Consider the following 20,684-nt stretch of genomic DNA (forward strand, 5'->3'; position numbering starts at 1 on the left):
GCTCGGAGCTGTGTATAAGGGACAGGTGGTGGCGGCGGCATCGTGACACTGGAAGCGACGACCGGTAACGAGTGGTCTCATGAGCTTGGGCATAACTATGGCTTAGGTCATTGGCCGTACATGGCCTCGATTCACGATCTGGAGTCCGGTTGGGGGTGGGATGCGTTCCACCAACGCTTTATTGGTAACTTACACTGGAAAGGCGATGTTTATACTCAACAGCAAGGTGATGATATTGTGCCACCGTTTAAAGATGCCTTCCGTTTCTTACGTGATGCGCAAAATGGCGGAGAGCAAGAGTACGTTGGCACCATCAGCCGCTTTACCTTGGAGCATCCGGCTCAGTTGCGCAAAGCACAGCGTTGGATGAACAACGGCTTCAACCTAGATAGCCACAGCCCAAGCGGCTATGTGCAATGGGATCAGGCGACGCAACGTTATAAAGCCGTCGAAACGGATACAGCCAAACCCCAGCAAGTGGGTGTGCCGGTAGTGACCTTATTGGGGATTTACGATCCGCAGAATGAGAACCCTAGCCAAATCTATCCTCTGGTTTATTCAAATTATGGCAACGTGTTTGAACTGCCACAGCCAGAGCAAGGTGAGTATCAGCTAGAAGGTTGGCAAGCAGCCGGGGATCTCACTCAAGCCGAAATCCAATACAACCAATGGCAGACGTTATTGATTGATGGGCAACAACTGCCAATTTGCCGCTTTGATTACACCAATACCAATGGTCAAAGCGCGACGTTTGTTGGCGGCTTAAATGCACAGCGTAACGTGTGTGAAGGTAGCCGAGATATGCGCTGGTATAACGATTATCAGATTGATTCGCCAGTAGGGCAGTATGAGTTACTTTCACAATTTGGTGCAGGTAATGTCACCTACACTCCGAATGCGGAGATTGGAGAAGTGCAACTGTGTACTCTAAACAAGCCGCACAATAACGGTAGTCATGACGGGGCAGGTTTTGTTCGCAATGGCCGCTGTGAGCAAGTCGAAGGCGTGAAAAATAACGCTGAAGGTCGCGTTTGGAGCTATGCAATTCGTAATAGCGAAGTGTTGTCGAGAACCTTAGCTTCTCAACGTCGTTGTGAGTTAGTGGTGGAACATCGCAATGGTTCAACCCACATCGCACTGGATGGCAATCGTCATAAATCGACCGAAAGTAACAAGTTCCACGTTAACTTATCGATGGAAAAAGGTGTACCTACCCAAGTGAGTTTGAGCTGTAGTGACCTTAACGGTACTTCAACGCTGACACGTTTCACGCCAGATCAGAATCCGCCGCTGGATAAGCTCAAAGGTCCAATCATCATCGGTCAGGAATACGGTTACAGCCAAGTCATCGATATGACGAAAACCTTCGCCCAGAACCAGACTTTGCTGAACACGGATTTTGCGACCATCGCTGAGTTTGATGCCTTTGTGGCCGAACACTATGGACGCGGCGTGCTCAACAATGGTGTGACAAAAGCGGAGCGCCGTGCAGGGGCGTTGTATGTTTACCCGAATCCAGAAACGGGCACGCGCGACTACTTTGTGATGCGCACGCTTGAAGCTGGGGCGTTCCCGACCGACCAAACCAGTGATCAAGGTTGGAAATATCTTGGTTCGGCAGATGACCACATTAACTTTGCTTTCAACCCAATCAAGCTCAACAGAGCCGAGGGTGTGAGCGTTGAAGCACGTGTGCAAAGCTACTTTGGTGTATCACGCTTGCTGACATGGGATGAACGCACTTCAACCACGTGGGACAACGCTTCTAACGCAGTGTTTGTTGGTCAAATCGAAGGTGAAAACCATTACTTCATCCAAAAACGTCCGGGCGAAGGGGAGGCATTCCCAACGCGCGGAGCGTCAAACCAAGATTGGATTTGGCTAGGCAGCGACTCTTCTATTCAAGAGACTCTTACTGAGCTCAATCGCGATCTGGCCAGCTTTGAACGGATGCTGCTGGAATGGTATCAACAAGACGCGATGGGCGTGTGGGGCAGTGATGGTCAGCGTGGCAACGTGAACGATATTTATCAATATGCGTTTAGAGGTGGCTACCACTACTACCGCTTAAAAGTGACGAAATACGGTTATTTCCCTTACCCAACCGATCCCAATCCAACCAATGGACACTGGGAATATCTAGGCCAGTTTTAAGTTATTCATTGCAAAGCCAGTCGTTTGACTGGCTTTATTTTTTCGCCAAACATTGTTTTTGCAACTATCGGCCTTGGTTTACAACTGGGAGAGAAAACACTATCTTACGCCGCGTTATTTTTATTCAACTAATGCTCCAAGGAAACCATGGCTGTTCTAGAGATTCTTACTGCACCCGATCCAAGACTTCGTGTTCAATCCAAACAGGTCACGGATGTGGCCTCAGTACAAACCTTAATTGACGACCTGCTTGATACCCTGTACGCCACGGACAACGGTATTGGTCTGGCAGCGCCGCAAGTAGGCCGTGAAGAAGCGATTGTGGTGATTGATTTGTCAGACAATCGTGACCAGCCACTTGTGCTGATCAACCCAAAAGTGGTCAGTGGCAGCAATAAAGAGATGGGTCAAGAAGGTTGTCTATCGGTGCCAGACTACTACGCCGACGTGGAGCGTTATACTTCTGTCGTGGTGGAAGCGCTGGATCGTGAGGGTAAGCCACTGCGCATCGAAACGAGCGATTTCCTTGCCATTGTCATGCAACACGAAATTGACCATCTTTCTGGCAATCTGTTTATCGACTATCTATCACCACTAAAACAGCAAATGGCGATGAAAAAAGTCAAAAAACATGTGAAGAATCGCGCACGTTAATCGTGACACTTTGATTATTTCAAAATAGAAAGGCCGCCTGTATAACGGGCGGCCTTTTTGATCTTTACTCAACTTTACCCTTCTGCGACAGCGCTTTACAGTAGTCTTTTAATCTAAAACAGGTTAACAACATCATCACTGACGGTAAGAGATGGCTTGGCAGCAAACTACTTCTGCGCCTTTTTCTGTTTGGTCGAGTCTTGATTACGCCAGAAAGTATAGCCGGCTTGTTGTGTGACTTTACCCAGTAAATGAGCCGCAACGGGAGCGGTCAGAAAAATAAACAGCATGATGCCAACCAGTCGTGATATTACGCCAATCTCAGGCATACAGAGCGCGACAGCAAGGAGCAATAAAGACAAGCCTGCGGTACCGGCTTTGGTGGCGGCGTGCATGCGAGTATAGAGATCGGGCATGCGCAAAATGCCTAGGCTCGCAAATAGCGTGAATAAGGTGCCGAGAACCAGTAAGAGGGCCGCTAACATCGACATTAAAGTTCTCCTTTTCGTTTAGCGATAAATCGTGCAAATGCTATGGTGCCAAGGAAAGCCACTAAGCCTAGGGTTAAGGCAATATCCAATAGTGTTTGCTGACCACTGTCTAAGCTATAAACGACAATAAAGCCTATGGTGATAAAGGAAATTAAATCGAGAGCGACCACGCGATCGGCGAGCGATGGGCCTAACACTAAGCGGATAAACGCCATTGCCAAGCTAAGCAAAAGCCCTAGATAGGCGAAGTGAATCGCCAGCGGTAATGAATTATCCACGAGTGACCTCCAGTATCCGTTTTTCAAGACCATTTTTGATGTCGTTGATCACCGTTTGGTGCTCTGGTGCAAACATCGCGTGAACGATTAAATATTGTCTATCTTCGCTAACATCGAGACTTAAAGTGCCGGGAGTGAGCGAAACCATGTTGGCCAAAAGGGTAATCTCAAGATCGCTGCGGGCATCTAATGGCACGTAGACAATATCAGGATCGCTCAGATGCTTTGGCGTCACGACATCCCATGCGACTCGTGCGACAGAGACGATCATCTCGTAGATGAAATAGAGAATTAAAGTGGTGATGGCTCTAAAACGGCGAAAGTAAGTGGTTTTTAAGCCAAATGGCTGGCTGAGGCGCAATGCCCAAAAACCCACCACGAATCCCAATAAGAATTGCAAGCTGGAGTAGTCACCATTGAGCAGCATCCACGCTGTGGCAAGAAAGAGGTTGAGGAAGAGATAAATCATTTTGAGCCTCCCAAAACAGCATGGATATAAGCGGTTGGCGTTAATAATTGTTCTGCCGCTAAGGTTGCAAATTGGTAAAACGGCTGCGCAGCCAAACCAATCACTAGGCTAAACAGAGTGAGCACGAGGATCGGCAGTGCATAAAGACCGAGTGTTGAGCGGGCTAACGTCTCCTGCGGTAGAGCGGTAGGAGCATCTTTCCAAAACACTTCATTCCAAATTTTGGTCATCGAGAAAATCGTTAGCAGGCCAACCAATAGCGCAATTGCGGCAAGCCAATACAGCTCAGCAGCCAAACTCGCTTTGATGACTAGAAACTTACCCCAGAAACCCGACAGAGGAGGGAAGCCCGCCAAAGAGAATGCGGCGAGCAAGAAGCCAAAGGTAAGCCAAGGCATCGCGCGATAGACTCCACCAAGCTGCGTCAATTGTGTAGTGCCGTACTTTCTGCCAATCAGGCCACCAATCAGAAATAGGTTCCCCTTTACTAAGATATGGTGAATAACATAAAAAATCGCTCCTGTGATGGCCAAAGGGGTATAAATGGCCAGTCCCATAATCATGTAGCCAATTTGGCTAATGATATGAAAAGAAAGAATCTTTTTAATGTCATATTGGCTTGCTGCACCGAGTACGCCAGTGAGCATGGTCAGCGCCGCAATCCCCAGTAGGATCGGTTGCCAACCACTGGCATCGAGCGGAAACACCAGAGTGAAGACTCGCAGCAAAGCGTAGACACCGACTTTGGTGAGTAAAGCGGCAAACAGGGCAACAATGGCGCTCGGCAAGGTGTGGTAAGACGCCGGTAGCCAAGCAAACAGAGGAAACAGCGCTGCTTTGATAGAAAACGCGAACAATAGCAATCCAGCGAGCATGGTTTTCATCTCAGGAGCGAGGGATTGAGCTTTGTCATGTAAATCTGCGAGGTTTAAGGTTCCTGTGGCACCGTAAAGCAGTCCTATCGAAAGTAAAAATACCAAGGTAGAGATAAGATTGAGCAGCACATATTTGATGGCGCCATCGATTTGCTGCTGGTTTGCATCCAACACCATCAAGCCGAAAGAAGCGATCAGCATGACTTCAAACCAGACATAAAGGTTGAAAATATCCCCCGTTAAGAAAGCGCCATACACACCAGCCAGTAGAACATGCAACAGCGCGTGGTAGCGCGCGTATGAGGGTTTGGCGCTTAAATCGGCAATCGCATAGATAACGCTAACCAAACCAATAATGGCCGTCACCATGACCATAGCGACGCTCAATAAATCAGCGACAAAAACGATGCCAAAGGGGGCAGGCCATTGCCCAAAGGCAATAGATGCTGGGCCATGAGTGTAAATGCTGATCGTGAGTAGAGCGCCAGTAAAGAGATTGATGACACTGCAGATCACACTCAAACCGTTGGTCAGCCAACGTTTACGCCCCGCTAAAAAGATCGCAACTGCGGTGAGCAGTGAGATCACAACGGGTAAGGTCAACCCAATCGCGGTCATTCTTCCTCCTCTGAGCGACGCATCTCATCGACGTCCGCGCTGCGAGTCTCAAAATAAGCTCGGTAAAACAGCATCAAAGCAAAAACCAGTAAGCCAAAACCGATCACAATGGCGGTTAAAATCAGCGCTTGTGGCAGCGGGTTCGCCGCACCTTCCTCTGGTAACAAGGCTCCTACCTCAATTAATGGTGGTGAGGCGGGGGTTAAGCGTCCTGCGGTAAAAATGGCCAAGTTCACCGCACTACTGAGGAGGATCAGGCCAAACAATAAGCGCAGTAAGTGTCGCTCTAGCATTAAGTAGATACCGGCGGCGACAAAAACACCGACAACAATGCTCCATAATCCTTCCATTAGTCGAGTTCCTCCTTAACGCGCAGCAACATGCTCATGACACCGCCGATGATCGCCAGATAGATGCCGACATCAAAGAGCAGTGGGGTGCCAAGCGGTAAAATTTCTTTCCACCATAATCCAGTTAGGAAAGGTAAACCGACCGCGACACTCATGGCTCCTGCCATAAAACTGAGCAGGATGCCAAATAGAGCAATATTGAGTGGCGAGAAGTGGAGACGATCTCTTACGTATTGGGGCGATTCGGCGAAGAGGAGCAGCGAAAAGCCGATCACCGCGATCAATGCGCCGATAAAGCCACCGCCGGGAGCATTGTGTCCTCGCAGCAGTAGATAGAGGGAGAACATCAGCATCAAGGCAGTCACAATATGTGCGGTAGTGGCAAAGATTAGAGAATGAATCTTCTGTGGTTGCTCGGTTCGTTTGGGTAAGAGGCTAATCGCGACAAGGCTCGCCATGACGACCACAATGACCTCTCCCAAGGTATCAAAGGCACGAAAATCGACCAAAATGACATTGACGATGTTGCGGCCATGACCGCCGGGAACGCTCTGCTGCGCAAAATAGTCAGACAAAGTGGTATCGATAGGATGCGCCGTGATATTGAGCAGGATTAAGGTTACGGATGCACCAATCACACTGGCTATCACCGCATTCAATGTGCGCCGCGGTACAGAATGGCGAGCGACCGTCGACAAGTAGGGCATATGGCGCATCAAAAGCACCACAAACACCACCATCAGCGTTTCGACCAGCAAGAGGGTTTTGGCAACATCAGGAGCGCTGTAAATCATGAAAACCAGAGTGGTCATAAATCCAGCCATACCGAGCGCTAATACCGACAGCAAACGTGACGTGCTCAGCACACACAATAGCGCCGAAGCGATGAGTGCGAGCGCAATTGCGACTTCATAAAAATGCACATCAAACAGCGAGGCGCTGAAAGTGGCTGGTAAAGGTAGCGGCTGATAGAGCAGCATTAAGGCTAAAACGGTAAAAAATAGCAGCATATAACCACTTGAGCGTTTTTGTTGCAGCATTTGCGTTTGCCAGCTTGCTAATGTCGCTAAATAACCCAGCACGGCATCAAACATTTGCTCAGCTTTGGGCAGCCGCTTCACTAGGCGCGTGAGCCATGTGACTAGGGTTGCGTAGTTCAGATACAGCACGCCCCCTAACACAAGCGTGATACCACTCAAAGCCAGCGGGATATTGAAGCCTTGCCATAATTTTGCGGCTTGTGGAACGCTGTTTGGATCCATCGCCATGACTGCTGGTATGACTAAATGCTGGTTAATCCAATCCAGGGCAAAAACAGGCAGTAGGAAACTGGCGATGGCCAATCCCATCGCAGGTAGCCAAAGGGATTTTTTCTGTTCGATCGCTTTGGGTGGGTGGCTTTCACTCTCCTTGGTCGCTTGGCCAAAAAAGGGTTTGTAAAGTAGTGCGATGGCTAACGCCACCATCAGCGCATTAATCAGTAATAAGACCAGCGAAATCCACGCAATGCCAGACTCCACACTGGATTTGTACATGTACTCCTTGCTCAAAAATCCGAGCATAGGCGCAACACCAGATTTGGATAAAGCGGCAATAACCGCAGCAATAAGGCTCAGCAGCAAGACGGATTTTAAGTTGCCGAGCTTGTCTCGCTCTCGAGTGCCCGTCGCTTTATCAATATTGCCGACCACCATAAAGAGTGCGGCTTTGTAAAATGAGTGGGCGAAAATAAACAACACAGCAGCGGTCAGCGCGACCTCGGTACCTAATCCCAGCAGCAGGGTTAATTTGCCTAATGCAACATTGGTGCTGTAGGCCAACATCAGTTTTAGATCGGTTTGCTTGAACGCCAGTAGCGCGCACCAAAGTGCCGTTACCGCGCCCACAATGGTTAAGCAGTAGAACCAAAAATCACTACTGGCATAAATCGGTGATAAGCGGGCCAAAAGATAGATTCCCGCCTTAACCATGGTCGCTGAATGCAAGTAAGCGCTCACCGGTGTCGGTGCGGCCATGGCATTGGGTAACCAGAAATGGAATGGAAATTGCGCAGATTTAGTGAATGCACCGAGTAAAACTAAAATCAGCGAAGGCATAAACCACGGATGTTGCGCGATGTGATCCGCGTGCTCAATGATGACGCTGATTTGATAACTATTGGCCATCAAGCCAAGTAAAATCAGTCCGGCTAACAGCGCGAGTCCTCCGGCCCCCGTGACTAAAAGTGACTGTAGGGCATTTTTGCGTGAGACTGGTTTGTCATGATTAAAACCAATCAGCAGATAGGAAGTGATGGTGGTCAGTTCCCAGAAGATGAACAGCAGTAAAATATTGTCGCTTACCACCACGCCAAGCATGGCGAGCATGAAGAGAGTGAGGTAGAGATGAAATGAGAAGCGCGCCGCTTTCTCTTTCATGTAAGCGAGGGCATAGATTTGAATCAAGGCACCGATGCCTGTGATCAACGAGGCAAAAAGAAAAGAGAGCCCGTCAAGTCGGAAACTGAGATTCAGATCCAGCCCAGGAACCCAAGTGACTTGCCAAGCGTTACCACCGGTTTGATGCCAATAAAACATCCACCCAAATAGAAGGATGGGTAAAACGGCGAAAGGAAGTAATCTCGCCGACACTGTATTTGGGGTGAGGGATGTATGCTTATCGAGTCCTGTCTTCAAGATGGCAGCCTCTTCGATGTCATATTAACGCCGCTCAGTGCGTCCTTGTTGCGACGTCCTGAGCGGGTACAGGTATCTACTACTTTGAAAAGTATAGGCTAATTGTTGATAGCGTCGAGTTCGTTGGTGGAAGCGTGACGCATGATCTACTTTGATTGTGAGTCAAAGGGTGTAGGTCGCTCATCAAAATGGCTGCATTCTGAGTCAAAAGGCAGGCTGACGAGCGGTAGCTCATTCGTGAGCATGGCGTCGTAAACACAATCACCTATCGCATTTCTTGGGCAGATATAGAGGTTGGCACGCTCCAACATTTCACAGTGGCAGTGTGGGCAGAACTTTTTCATCACATCCTCCTTAGACTAAGGATCACAACGGTCTCGCCAACAGATGAAGGTCGGTTGACCCAATGTGGCATTACTTACTCGTTTTTGATCGGCGAAACGAATCCTTCTGGTTTAAGAGCGACTAAAGAGCACTCAATCGACTGAACGATGTTTTCTGCCGTATTGCCAATCACAAAGCCTGCAATACCGGTTCTAGCGAGAGTCCCCATCACTAGAATGTCGATATTCTCTGCCGTGACCCATTCGGGGATCAGTTCATCGGGTTTACCGTGTAGATGGTGTATCACCAACTCGCCTGTAATGCCTGATTCATCAATCAGTTGACGTAAGGCTTGCTCATGTCTGATTTTTGCTTGTGCGATTTCTTCTGCTATTTGCTGCTGCTCAACTTGAATCCATACCTGATCATGCAGGTAGTTTTCTAAATAGTATTCCCAGCAGGAAACAATATGCAGGCGACTGTCACACGTGTTGGCAATTGAGCGTGATAATTCGAGTAAACGCAATGCTAGGGCCTTTTGCTGCTCGGTCGTGGTGATAGGGTCGATAGCCACCGCAACACGCCGATTGGCTTTTGGTTTGGCTAACGGGCGATGCAACCAAACTGGGCAAGGGCATTTTCTCAGCAGTGTCATATCCAAAGCTTTAAAACCTTGCTGACTATGAGTCATAGGTTCCGCTTCTTTGATCAACAGATCGATATGATGGTTGAGTGCCGACTTAATAAGCGCGACCGCGGGTTGCTCGCTGTGCTCAACCATTAAAGGAAAAGGAACCTCATCTTTATGGATGTGGTGCTGTGAACGGCACGCCTCTACGGTTTCCATCAAAGTGTTCAGATAGGATTGCTCGTAGGGTTCTTGATAGCGTTGTAGATCGGCAGGAAATGCTGGAAATGCAATCAAACCAGCAAGTTGACCGCGGTTATTGTAAGCAAGTTGAATCGCTTGCTCCAACGCGTCACTGTGTCCGGGTAAGCCTTGAGTTGCAAATAAGATATTCTTAAATTTTTTCATAGCCAGCTCCTTGGTTGATTAAAGATTAGTCATATTGCTGTCCTATGTCATAGCGAGTAATTGTAAGGGTTTATGTAATGCTGAGATTAGATCTCATCGATATGCTTGTCTGCGCTATAAAATAGGGAAGCCGCAGCGATACGTAAGAAATTGTTTCGCTGCGGCTTCTTTGTATTGATGGGGTTGTTTTTGAGGTTATCCCTTAAACGCAGGTAACAAATTGGCCATCGCCATCATATGAAAAACCGCGGTAAGCACACCAAAGATCAGAACAAGTCCAAGAGCTAGATTGCCTCCCGGTACGACAAACCCCTGCGCTCCATTGGCTAAAGTGCGCGATTTACGCGCAAGCAGTACTGGGATAATACAGGCCCAAATAGTGGCGGCTGCGCCTGCGTAACCGATCGCAATGATAAAGCCAAATGGGAACAGCAAAGAGAGAATGAGAGGTGGCAAAAAGGTGACCAGCCAAGTTTTGGTACGCCCTTGTTTACAGTTGCTGAACTGAAATAAATCGGCCAGAAAATCAAATACGCCTAAGCCAACGCCGATAAAGGAAGATAGGATCGCGGCCATCGAAAAGGCGTTGATCGCTTGTGAGACTTTCTCCGACTCCACCACCGAACCTAAGGCTTTTAAAAGCACATCCACATTCCCACCTTGCTGTATGACAGGCGCAAAATCGGCACGAGGTAAATTGCCAAAAATGCTAAATAGCCAAAGCGCATAAAGACTTAGCGCAATCACTGTGCCTCCCAAAATCGCGTACTTGGCTTTGCGCTCTTCGCCGTAATAGGCACGCATGGATGAAACGGAGTGATGATAACCAAACGAGGTCAGCGCAACGGGCAGCATTGCCATCGCATAAGGAGCGTACTCACCACTTTGATTTAGGGTGTCAAATAGGATGGATGTTTTCACATTGATCGCTAATCCTGAAACACCAAAAATAAAGCTCAGAACCATAAATACGATCAAAATAACCGAGATACGATCCACTGCGCGAGTCGAATGCCAAACGAAAGCGGAAAATACCGCCACGAACAGTATCGAGGCTATTTTGCTATTAATATGCAGTAAATCCTGCAAAATCAAACCAGAAGAGGTGATGTAGGCGTACAACAAAATGCCACCGACAAAGTAAACGGTCAGGTTGTTAAAGCGATTGATATGGCTGCCTAGCATATCTTTGGTCACGGTATTAAACGAGACTCGAAGATCATAGTGTTTAAAGGCTTCAAGTAGCATCCAGCCTGAAAGCGTCATGACCGCCATGGTTAAAGCGAGCGCCAACATAGACCAGAGAGTCCATGCTCCGGCACCTGCGCTGGGGAGACCAAGCATACCAGCACCTACGCAGACGCTGGCAATAATGCAGGCTCCCCCAAACAGTGAGGGTTGTTTCGACATGATAAAATCCTTGGGTTTCACGTTAATGTTGATTTTGTTGTTATGTTTTTCAGGTCAAAAAAAGGCAGCCTATGCAGGCTGCACTTTTTCAATACCGTATTAGGCTTTTTCTTTTAAGCGAGCTGTAAAGTGGCGTAGCACGGGGGGCTCGTAAGTAAACTCCAATCCTTTGACGTTACGAGCATTGGCTTTCACCTTCTCAAATGCTTCGATGATGAAATCCATGTGCGTTTGCGTATAAGTCGCGCGTGGAATGGTTAAACGGAGCAATTCGGCTGGGCAAGGATGCTGTTTTCCGGTTGCAGGATCACGGCCAAGCAGGAGTGAACCAATTTCTACTGCGCGAATGCCTGCGACTTTATAGAGTTCACAAGCTAAAGCGTGAGCAGGGAATTGATCTGCTGGGATGTGAGGCAGCAGTTTACCCGCATCGACAAACGCAGCATGGCCGCCAGCTTGTTGGCAAATAACCCCAATCGCTTCTAAACCATTGACCAGATACTCCACTTGGTTAATGCGATAAGCGAGCCAATCTTGGCGCATACCGTCATACAAGCCAACCGCCAAACGCTCCATCGCACCGCCTTCTAAGCCACCGTATGTAGGGAAGCCTTCTTGCACCACACACAGGGTTCGGCATTCGGTGTACACGTCAAAGAAGCTTTCGTCTTTGAAGCAGAGTAAGCCGCCCATTTGCACCATGGCATCCTTTTTGGCCGACATTGCGAGCCCATCAGCGTATTTGTAAGCTTCACGCGTGATCTCTTCGATGCTCCAGTTGCGGTAATCGCGTTCTCGTTGCTGAATAAAATACGCGTTTTCAGCAAAACGAGCGGAATCCATAATCACGGGGATGTCATAGCGTTGGGCAATCTCATACACGGCTTTCAAGTTAGCAATCGAAACCGGTTGGCCGCCAGCTGAGTTACAAGTGATGGTGCTGACAATATATGGGACGTTCGCCGGACCCGCTTCAAGGATGGCTTGTTCGAGCTTTTCTAAGTCGAAATTGCCTTTAAAATCGGCCTTTACGCCAGTATCAAACGCTTCTTCGGTATATACGTTTTTGGCAACACAGCAGTTGATTTGGGTATGGCCTTGAGTGGTATCGAAAAAGTAGTTCGATAAGGCGACCATTTTACTGCGATCTAAGCCTTTTTCTTGTTCACGTTTTTTAATCAAAACAGGAATGTAAATTTGTTCTGCACCACGCCCTTGGTGAGTTGGAATGGTGTATTCATAACCAAAAATATCTTTAACCGCTCTCGCGAGTGCGTGGTAGCTGCGGCTGCCGCTGTAGGCTTCATCACCACGGAACATCGCGGCTTGCATCTCCTGCGTGATTGCGCCAGTGCCGCTGTCGGTGAGCAGGTCAATAAATACATCTTCACTATCGAGCAAAAAGGGGTTCATTCCGGCATTTAAAATCGCCTTTTCACGATATTCCCGTGTGGTACGTTTAACAGGTTCAATAACACGAATACGAAAAGGTTCTGGTAAGTGTTTAAAATTTTCCATGCTGGGTGTTCCTAAAAATTAAAATATAAATTCATGCAAGGAATAAATGAAATTCCTTGTGCTGAGATTGATTCACTATGCAGCTATAACGTAAATAATATCTACGTCGAAGCGAATGCATATTTAATGCTTACAAAGCTTAAAACGCATATTTATATTTCTTCAATGGCTTAACTAAACACAGATAAACACCAATATGAGTCATTAGATAGACTTAAAATTGTCGATATCTGGCAGTAAGCGATATCCCCTGCTTACTTGAAGCTGCAGCGTTGTTGGCAACGTTCGTTCACCGCCAATCCCAGCGTTTATCTATGCTCATGGGGATGAACACCCTTGCCTACTACCTGCAATTCCAAGTGGTATGGGTATATAAAGCCATGCGTCAAGCGAGTAAGACAGCGGAATAACAAAACCGGATTGCAGTCGATTGACTGCAAAAACATGCCTAGTCATCCACGCGAGAAGGGATTAGGCAGGAAAGAAGAAAGCGATTTTATAATCGAGGGTAAACCAGATACTAGAGTTGTTGTGCGTTCTCATATTTTCACCTATTTGAAATGATTCATTTCAAACCCAATTTGATTATGGATGAAAATAGCCATTCGTCATCTGACAAATGAATAAATTGAGAATACGCTAACAAAAAATAAAACAGTGGGTGGTGAATCACATTTATTCCGCTATTTTTCTCTGCATCCAGATGCAGGAAGATATTTACTTTTCTCACGCTTCGCTTTAGTCTGCCCGCTGAGTTATCGACGATATTCAATATTCACAATGTTTGAGAAAACGCATCTTATAAAATTGGCACAAATGAAAATGCCTTTTGGTAAATACGCAGGCCGAGCTTTGATAGATTTGCCAGAACCTTATTTACTTTGGTTTCAAAAACAAGGTTTTCCAGAAGGGGAGCTAGGCGTGTTACTTGAGCTCTGCCTAGCGATCAAAATTGAGGGGCTAGAATCCTTAGTCAAACCTTTAAAACAGTAACCAAACTGGATTGCTGCGCCATGTTGTGGCGATCTCTTGGTCTGCGCTTTCAGCGCGAGACCAACCCATTTACCACTCAATATGGATGGGCACACCGGGCTGAACTAGGCTTAAAAACTCATCCATTTCTTGATTGGTAATGGCAATGCAGCCGTTCGTCCAATCAAAGCTTTGTACGAACCCCGGCTCTCTCTCATCACCGTTTTTTAAGCCATGAATCTTAATATCACCACCGGGATTTACGCCGCGCAATTGAGCGAGCTGCTGATCGCGAGTGTTGGGGTAGCTAATGTGTATCGAACGGTAGAAGCTCGAATCTTCAATAATAAAGTCTAAAAGATAGTGCCCCTCTGGTGTGCGTTGGTCGCCTTCTTGCTGCTTATGCCCTTTAGGCGATTTTCCTAGAGCAATCCGATACTCACGAATGACTTCATTGCCTTGGAGTAAGTACATACGCCGTTTCGATTTATCCACTTTGACTAAATCGACTTGCGCATAACTCAGGTTAGGGAAAATCAGCAATAACAGCAGTACGGTAGAGAAAAGACGCATAGGAGACCCAAGATGGAAACAAACTGCGCCTAATTCTAGCAGATATCTTCTTTCTACTTGAAGCTGCGGTGTGGTTAGCCATGCAGACTTCACACTCAGCACAGCGCTTAAGAGAGTGTGTCTACCTCAAAGTCCAAATCGTTCGGGAAGGGATTTGAAAAAACTGGGCTATTACAAGGAGACGGCAACCACAAAAAAACTGACTCATTAATGAGAAAAAATTCAAAAAGAGCATGCTATTGATGCAATAAATGGAAACAACCTCGCAAAAATGCTGGCTGTGCCGAGTATGCGATCAGTTATCTAAAAAAAGTGCGGCGTAGTTAACAGCCAGAAGGATAACCAATTGATTGCTTATCAGAATTTCGGCCATGATTTCGCATAAAACAAAGATTAAGTCAGGCTGCGCATGTTTCCTCGAACCCTACTCAAAAGAGTTACCTCAAGTCGTAATTATCGAATGTTGGCCGAGACCACGTTTGAGTACTTAACGACATTTCTATTATCGCAATCAGCTGGGATCGTACGAGCACCATCTCAAGACGTGGCAGGTCACACCTTACTCTCTTCCAACACGTTTACGCCGCTAGAAGCGTATCCTGAAGCCTTTTGGGCATGGGCTGCGCAGTTTGATACTTCCGATGGCTTGATCCCTTTTGCCATCAATACCTGTCGCTGGAACTATTTGCCAGTGATGGGCGGCGAGTCGTTTATTTTTATGCTGGATAATCATCCTCAGCATCGGACTTATCTGATCATTCAAGCGGAATGCGTCGATAAAGTACACCTGAGCACTCAATCCGGTGAGTTGGATTTTTTACAGTTAATTGCAGCGAAATGGCAATGCTTACGAGCGGAAATTGAAGCATCGAAAGAGTTTAAAAATCGTGATTTACGTGAGGCGCAGTACCTTAGTGAAATTCGTCAGCGAGAGCAGTTTATTGACAACATGAAGCTGGTGCATCAAGTCGCGCTCGAGTTGTCCAACCCCGCCAATCTTGATGAGCTACACCGCGCATCGGTCGAGGCTATGCGACATCGTCTCGGGTTTGATCGCTCCGCGCTCTTGTTGCTTGATATGAAAAAGCGTTGCTTCAGCGGTACTTATGGTACCGATGAGCACGGTAATACGATTGATGAACAGCACACCCAGTATGATCTGCACCAATTAGAGCCTCAATATCTCGAAGCTTTATCCAATGAAGAGTGCACTTTGATGGTGGTGGAAGATGTGCCTTTGTACACCGTCGGACAGGTAGTAGGACAAGGCTGGAATGCCATGCTGATTTTGCGTGATGGTAATGACACCATAGGCTGGATTGCCATCGACAACTATATCAATCGGCAGCCGATTACCGAGTATCAAAAACAGATGCTTGAGTCGTTTGGCTCACTGCTCGCGCAAATTTATATTCGTAAAAAGCAGGAACAAAACGTACGTATGCTGCATGCCAGCATGGTCGAACTGTCTCGCTGTATGACAGTCAGTGAAGTGTGTAAATCGGCAGTCACCTTTGCGATCAATCGAATGGGGATTGATCGCATGGCGGTGTTTTTGACGGATGAAGCTTGCTCTTATATTCAGGGGACGTGGGGGACGGATATTCAAGGCAATATTGTCGATGAATCCTATTTCCGTGGTTCAACGCATGAAAATGACATTGTCGACCTTGCCAAAGTGTACCCAAACGAAGTGGTGTTTAAAGAGAGTGTTCCCATCTATCACGACTGTAAAATTGTCGGTTATGGTTGGACGGCGATGACCATGCTCACCGACAAAGGCACCCCGATTGCCTTTATTGCGGCGGATAATTTGATCCGACGTTCCCCCTTGACTTCACAACTGCGTGAAGTGATTCGTATGTTTGCTTCAAACCTCACCGAAGTATTGATGCGAGCCAAAGCCCAAGAAGCGATCTCGGTACTCAATGAAACGCTGGAGCTTGAGGTGCGTAATCGCACTCGTGATTTGCAAAAAGCCAACGAAAAACTCGATTTAATGGCGAAATTAGATCCGCTGACTCGTTTAGGGAATCGCCGTATGCTTGAGCACCAACTGGAGCAAACTTGCGAACAGACCATCAAAGAGGTGGTCAATTATGGCGTGATCTTGCTTGATATTGACCATTTCGGGCTTTTCAATAACTGCTATGGGCATCTTGAAGGCGATATTGCTCTGATGCGGATTGGTAATATTCTCAGTCGACATGCGCAATCTGAGCATGAACTGTTCTGTCGAATTGGTGGGGAGGAGTTTCTGCTCTTGGTGGCGAATCGCAGCGCTGAAGAGATTCATTTACTGGCTGAAAATATTCGTAAAAGTATTGAAGCAGAATGTATTGAACACTGCGAAAATCCCAGTGGTGAGCTACTGACCGTATCGATCGGTTATGCTGCTTCTCGTTATAAACCGCGAGAGATTCAATTTGATCAGCTCTATGCAGAAGCGGATAAAGCCTTGTACAGAGCGAAAAGCCAAGGACGGAATCAGGTTATTGGCGTTATTGTTGAAAATATCGACTGCATACAGGCAGAAATGTAGCATTATCCAGCAGATTTCTTACGCTTTGGCAAATAACACAAATAAATGTAGCGTTTCGAAAAAATACGTGTATAGTTTACCTCGGCTCTTAGGTAAGAGTTGTTAATGTTAAATTCAGTGAAAGTTCAATCTCAGATCGTTATCGATTTCTCGTTAAACCTGCGTCAACTTTGTCTTGATATACCATTCAATAGCTTTCGTTATCAGCCAAATAAACTCATAGCAAATATATATCAGAGGTTACTATGTCTCAGAAAATGACTGGTTCAGTAAAATGGTTCAACGAAACTAAAGGTTTTGGTTTCATCTCTCAAGACAACGGCGGTCAAGACGTGTTCGTACACTTCAAGTCTATCGTTTCTGAAGGCTTCAAAACTCTGGCTGAAGGCCAGCGTGTAAGCTTCACCGTTGAGCAAGGCAAAAAAGGCCCACAAGCTGCTCAAGTTACTGCGCTGTAATTAGCTCAGATTGATTCTAAAAGGGGCGTGGTGAAAACCACGCCCCTTTTTACTTTCTAATAGATTGTTTTCTAACATTTTTTCTAACAAAAAGTGCTTTCTAAAAAATGGCTTTCCATTCATTTTTTGCTTTCGATGAATGCGCTCTTATCCCAAACACCCTAGTGTTGCTGTTCAGTGAGCTCATCCCTATCAGCCTCATCCCAATCAGCATAGACAAGACGTGATTCTCATCTTGCCCACACTGTTGCTGCGATAAGTGGTTAGGGTGTATCAATCGGACAGGTAATACTCAACGGTGGTGACCACGCGTACATTTTTGATGTATGGCGTATTGTTATCACGATCAGTAATGGAAAACTGTCCTTGTGAAGCCGTTTTGATCTTGCCTAGGGTGCTTTGCGAATCTTTTGCAAACTTCTGCGCGACTTCTCTTGCCTGCTTCGTCGCCTCTTCAATCATGTCTGGTTTGATGTCATTTAGCCCGGTGAAGCTAAATTCAACGCGATTGTTGTAAGGATCTTGGTTAAAAACCACGCCTTGCTTACCCAACTGACCAATTTCGCTAATGATTTTGCGTACTTGATCGACTTGTTTGCTGTACACGGTCAAGGTTTGAGTCGCTAAATAGCGAAACTCAGCGCGATCTTCACCATATTGTTGAGCTTTTTTATCGATCACTGCAGGTGCTGAAAGGGAAATCGCTGCGCGATCCACGCCTTTTTCCACTAAGAATTGGGTAATAAGCTGAGTTTGCTGATCCACAGTGGTAAACAGAGAAGAGAGTTGATTATCCGCAACGGTAAACTGAATGGGCCAGATGACGGTATCTGCCACCACTTCACGTTCAGACAGCCCTTTCACCGCCACAACGCGCTCGTACTCTTTAAACTTAACCGCCATTTGTTGTACCAAGAAGCCCAGTGCGGAAAGCCCGATAATCAGGCTTAGTCCGAGCACAGTGGCGGCTTTGGTATTGATATTGGTCATGGATGTCCTCCCAGTGATTGACCTTAACCGACAATAGAGAAGTGCCATGTTTGGTCACATTCTCCACCATTTTTCATCGCGCTCTAAATTACTCTTACCACGCTTAACAAGCTATCCCTCGAGGACATGAAATTGTCAGCCTCCTGTCAAAGCCAAGGTTATAACGGCGGTAACGTGGATGAACGGCTACGCTGCATTTTTCCTTGCTGTTTCTGTTTAGCCACAAACCAATTTTTCAAGGGATTGAAATCCGGTTGCTCTGTCCGCTCCGAGAAACAAGCTTGCTGTAATGTATGGACAAGAGCCGTCAGGGTTTGCTCCTCTTCTTGATTCAGCATCACTTCCTTTTGCCAAGTACGTAACGCTGGGCTCAGAGCCAGTAAGTCTTGTTGCTCGATAGCTTGTAGCACGGCTTGATAGGCGCAAGACGGTGCGTGAGAGGCCGCTTTCGTTTTATGGTTCGCCTGAGAGTCGGTGTGCTTGTGACGCCACAACATCCAAGCCAAGAGGGTCGTACTGAGCCACAGCAGCGCAAACAGCAGAGTGATATATGGCCAATAGCCAGCGTCGACGACCTGCTGGATCTCAGGAGTACTCGGCTGGCTCGGCGTGGGTAATACAGGCGTTTCTTCGCTGGGTTTGACTTGCAAAGTCATGCCTGTCACTTGGCTGGTCTGCTCCGCTTGTGTCTGGGTGTTCCACCAGTTGAGGCTGAATTCTGGTAAGTGAATTTCTCCTGCCTGACGAGGGATCAGCACTTGCTTGAAGGTCATCACGGTATCGCCATTATCCAGCGTACTAAATTGCGGCTTCTCAGCATAGACGCTGATGCTCTCTGGGTATGGGATGTGGATGTTTGGCAATTGTTGTTGAGTCAACCCACTGACTTGCAGACGAATCTCACGTGTAATGGCATGGCCAACTTGAGTCGAGTAGGCAGTGGTTGATTCGAGCTTTTGTTGCCCATCCTGCCACTCTTGAGTCAGGCTCAGCTTGGCGGTGGGCAGCCAAGTGCCCTGATAGTGTTTGGGTTTTTCTAATACTTGGATTGAGTAGTTTTTGGCCTTAGTCAGTATTGGGATTAAGCGAGTATTGCCACTGTATTGGTTACCATACAATAAGCCGGCCTTAAGCACAGGCTCACTTAAGGTAAACTGGCCTGCCTGCTCAGCGGTGATGCGAAAGGATTGTTCGACAATCGTCACTTCTACTCCATTGAGCACACTCGGATACTGTTTCGGCTCGCTCGCCGATTCTAAACGCATGCCCTCGACTTTCGGTGGGGTAATGTTGGGGTCGCGCAGGCGACGAATGTCTTCCTTAATGATCAACTGCGCGTGGAATAGTGTGCTTTCACCAGGATAAAGCTCTGTTCGTTCTAAACGGCTGCGTACCTCCGCCAACTCTTCTTGGGCAGGTTGGTCTTGATCTTCAGTCACTTGGATCGCGATAGGGGAGGTTTGGTGACTCCCTAACTGGAAACTTGGGATAGTCACTATGCCTACTTTTTGCGCCGCAAGAGCAACGGTCCATTCACTGCGTTGTGAGTAGTTGCCATTGATGATATTGGTCGAGGAGGCAAAACTCGGCTGACCAACAAAAAAGTCAGGCTCCAGTTGGGAAAAATCGAGGGCATCGGCAGAGACTTTGTCATGACTGACAATTCGCAGCTGAAATACTTCATTTTTGACCACTTTATTTTTGCTGACACTGGCCACTAAATCAGCGGAATGCGCGGGAAGTGCCAGCAAACTTACCAGCAGCGTTAGCCAAAAAAGTACGGATTGAAACGGTGCGTGTATCTTTACCATGGCTGATCGGGTTCCGTGGGTTGAGGTTTACGTTGGGCTTGCAGAATAAATTGCGCGCGCAGTAGTGCACTCGGATCGCGAGCACTCTCGACTTGCTCCAACTTACGTAACATAGGGTCAAGATTGGGATCAGAAGAGGTGGTGACCGACTCGGAGGGCTGAGCGGCATTGGCTTTGTCACTCTGCTCATCGTTTTGCTCGGTTCCACTTGGCTGCCCATTTTGCGGATCTTTTGATTGCTCCTGGTGCGCGCTGGGTTCCCCAGCTTGCGCATCATCCACAGCGTTTGGTTGCTCCTGTGGTTTTGCATTCGCTTTGGGCTCAGTACTCTCTTGTAGATCCTGCTGTGGATCAGGCGTCGATGCGCCTTTTGTTTGAGAGCTCGCCTCTTGCTCCTGAGCTGTATTTGAGGGATTTGCTGATGAGTCTTCTTGCGCTTCTTGACCGGAGGAGCCTGATGACGAATCCTGCTGTTGCTGTTGCTGT

At 47.3% G+C, this 20,684-nt stretch carries 19 protein-coding genes and 2 pseudogenes; 6 read left to right on the forward strand and 15 right to left on the reverse strand.

What is annotated here, in order from left to right; translation table 11 throughout:
- Positions 1-18 precede the first annotated feature (18 nt).
- Together GOU96_RS12340 and def are read left to right on the forward strand one after the other, a co-directional pair.
- Positions 19-2,154: pseudogene (locus GOU96_RS12340) on the forward strand (M66 family metalloprotease); the annotation flags it as partial.
- A 147-nt stretch (positions 2,155-2,301) separates the two neighbouring features.
- Positions 2,302-2,808, forward strand: coding sequence for a peptide deformylase (def, locus tag GOU96_RS12345; RefSeq protein ID WP_000279461.1), 507 nt, complete (start codon positions 2,302-2,304; stop codon positions 2,806-2,808).
- A gap of 167 nt (positions 2,809-2,975) precedes the next feature.
- On the opposite strand, the gene mnhG is transcribed toward def, so the two are convergent.
- From mnhG to tnaA, 10 genes are all read right to left on the reverse strand, one after another.
- Entirely contained in the window at positions 2,976-3,299 is a 324-nt protein-coding gene (mnhG, locus tag GOU96_RS12350; RefSeq protein WP_001887167.1) for a monovalent cation/H(+) antiporter subunit G, read from the reverse strand.
- Complete coding sequence (locus GOU96_RS12355; protein WP_000370509.1) at positions 3,299-3,577, reverse strand: cation:proton antiporter; 279 nt, start codon at positions 3,575-3,577, stop codon at positions 3,299-3,301. Before GOU96_RS12355 ends, mnhG begins: the two co-directional genes overlap by 1 nt.
- A complete protein-coding gene (locus GOU96_RS12360) occupies positions 3,570-4,046 on the reverse strand; it encodes a Na+/H+ antiporter subunit E (RefSeq protein WP_019829505.1) in 477 nt (158 codons plus the stop codon). Before GOU96_RS12360 ends, GOU96_RS12355 begins: the two co-directional genes overlap by 8 nt.
- Positions 4,043-5,539, reverse strand: a complete 1,497-nt coding sequence (locus tag GOU96_RS12365; protein WP_267781683.1) for a proton-conducting transporter membrane subunit — start codon at positions 5,537-5,539, stop codon at positions 4,043-4,045. The genes GOU96_RS12360 and GOU96_RS12365 overlap by 4 nt, the downstream gene beginning before the upstream one ends.
- Positions 5,536-5,889: a Na+/H+ antiporter subunit C gene (locus GOU96_RS12370; protein WP_002032138.1), complete on the reverse strand. Its 354-nt coding sequence runs from the start codon at positions 5,887-5,889 to the stop codon at positions 5,536-5,538. Before GOU96_RS12370 ends, GOU96_RS12365 begins: the two co-directional genes overlap by 4 nt.
- Positions 5,889-8,465 carry a hydrogen gas-evolving membrane-bound hydrogenase subunit E gene (gene mbhE / locus GOU96_RS12375; protein ID WP_267781685.1) on the reverse strand — a complete coding sequence of 859 codons (2,577 nt, stop codon included), beginning with the start codon at positions 8,463-8,465 and terminating at the stop codon, positions 5,889-5,891. The genes GOU96_RS12370 and mbhE overlap by 1 nt, the downstream gene beginning before the upstream one ends.
- A gap of 245 nt (positions 8,466-8,710) precedes the next feature.
- Positions 8,711-8,908, reverse strand: a complete 198-nt coding sequence (locus GOU96_RS12380) for a hypothetical protein (protein ID WP_000712919.1) — start codon at positions 8,906-8,908, stop codon at positions 8,711-8,713.
- A 74-nt stretch (positions 8,909-8,982) separates the two neighbouring features.
- Complete coding sequence (locus tag GOU96_RS12385; protein WP_267781687.1) at positions 8,983-9,924, reverse strand: universal stress protein; 942 nt, start codon at positions 9,922-9,924, stop codon at positions 8,983-8,985.
- Between the two features lie 195 nt (positions 9,925-10,119).
- Positions 10,120-11,334, reverse strand: coding sequence for an aromatic amino acid transporter (locus GOU96_RS12390; protein ID WP_000043405.1), 1,215 nt, complete (start codon positions 11,332-11,334; stop codon positions 10,120-10,122).
- 99 nt (positions 11,335-11,433) lie between these two features.
- The gene (gene tnaA / locus GOU96_RS12395; RefSeq protein WP_267781689.1) at positions 11,434-12,852 is read right to left on the reverse strand and encodes a tryptophanase; all 1,419 of its coding nucleotides are present in this window, start codon (positions 12,850-12,852) and stop codon (positions 11,434-11,436) included.
- A 275-nt stretch (positions 12,853-13,127) separates the two neighbouring features.
- On the opposite strand from tnaA, the gene GOU96_RS12400 reads away from it, so the two are divergent.
- Positions 13,128-13,262 (forward strand): hypothetical protein, encoded by a 135-nt coding sequence (locus GOU96_RS12400; RefSeq protein ID WP_267781691.1) that lies wholly within the window; start codon positions 13,128-13,130, stop codon positions 13,260-13,262.
- A 61-nt stretch (positions 13,263-13,323) separates the two neighbouring features.
- On the opposite strand, the gene tnaC is transcribed toward GOU96_RS12400, so the two are convergent.
- The gene (tnaC, locus tag GOU96_RS18620; protein WP_071908331.1) at positions 13,324-13,395 is read right to left on the reverse strand and encodes a tryptophanase leader peptide; all 72 of its coding nucleotides are present in this window, start codon (positions 13,393-13,395) and stop codon (positions 13,324-13,326) included.
- 237 nt (positions 13,396-13,632) lie between these two features.
- Between tnaC and GOU96_RS12405 the strand changes: the two genes are divergently transcribed.
- Complete coding sequence (locus tag GOU96_RS12405; protein ID WP_000462094.1) at positions 13,633-13,845, forward strand: DUF3820 family protein; 213 nt, start codon at positions 13,633-13,635, stop codon at positions 13,843-13,845.
- A 69-nt stretch (positions 13,846-13,914) separates the two neighbouring features.
- On the opposite strand, the gene GOU96_RS12410 is transcribed toward GOU96_RS12405, so the two are convergent.
- Positions 13,915-14,397: a L,D-transpeptidase family protein gene (locus tag GOU96_RS12410; protein WP_019829499.1), complete on the reverse strand. Its 483-nt coding sequence runs from the start codon at positions 14,395-14,397 to the stop codon at positions 13,915-13,917.
- A gap of 544 nt (positions 14,398-14,941) precedes the next feature.
- On the opposite strand from GOU96_RS12410, the gene GOU96_RS12415 reads away from it, so the two are divergent.
- Together GOU96_RS12415 and cspE are read left to right on the forward strand one after the other, a co-directional pair.
- Positions 14,942-16,939 (forward strand): GGDEF domain-containing protein, encoded by a 1,998-nt coding sequence (locus tag GOU96_RS12415; RefSeq protein WP_267781698.1) that lies wholly within the window; start codon positions 14,942-14,944, stop codon positions 16,937-16,939.
- A 245-nt stretch (positions 16,940-17,184) separates the two neighbouring features.
- The gene (gene cspE, locus GOU96_RS12420) at positions 17,185-17,397 is read left to right on the forward strand and encodes a transcription antiterminator/RNA stability regulator CspE (protein ID WP_000078819.1); all 213 of its coding nucleotides are present in this window, start codon (positions 17,185-17,187) and stop codon (positions 17,395-17,397) included.
- Positions 17,398-17,670: 273 nt separating this feature from the next.
- Here cspE and GOU96_RS12425 read toward each other — a convergent pair whose 3' ends face one another.
- The 3 genes and pseudogenes from GOU96_RS12425 to GOU96_RS12435 form a co-directional block, all read right to left on the reverse strand.
- Positions 17,671-18,387: an SIMPL domain-containing protein gene (locus tag GOU96_RS12425; protein ID WP_071179002.1), complete on the reverse strand. Its 717-nt coding sequence runs from the start codon at positions 18,385-18,387 to the stop codon at positions 17,671-17,673.
- A 158-nt stretch (positions 18,388-18,545) separates the two neighbouring features.
- Complete coding sequence (locus GOU96_RS12430) at positions 18,546-20,198, reverse strand: BatD family protein (protein WP_071180036.1); 1,653 nt, start codon at positions 20,196-20,198, stop codon at positions 18,546-18,548.
- A pseudogene (locus tag GOU96_RS12435) lies at positions 20,192-20,684 on the reverse strand (hypothetical protein); the annotation flags it as partial. The gene GOU96_RS12430 and the pseudogene GOU96_RS12435, both read right to left, overlap by 7 nt.

Origin of the sequence: Vibrio sp. R-1 (assembly GCF_035615595.1) — a bacterium.
GTDB classification, from domain to species: domain Bacteria; phylum Pseudomonadota; class Gammaproteobacteria; order Enterobacterales; family Vibrionaceae; genus Vibrio; species Vibrio cholerae.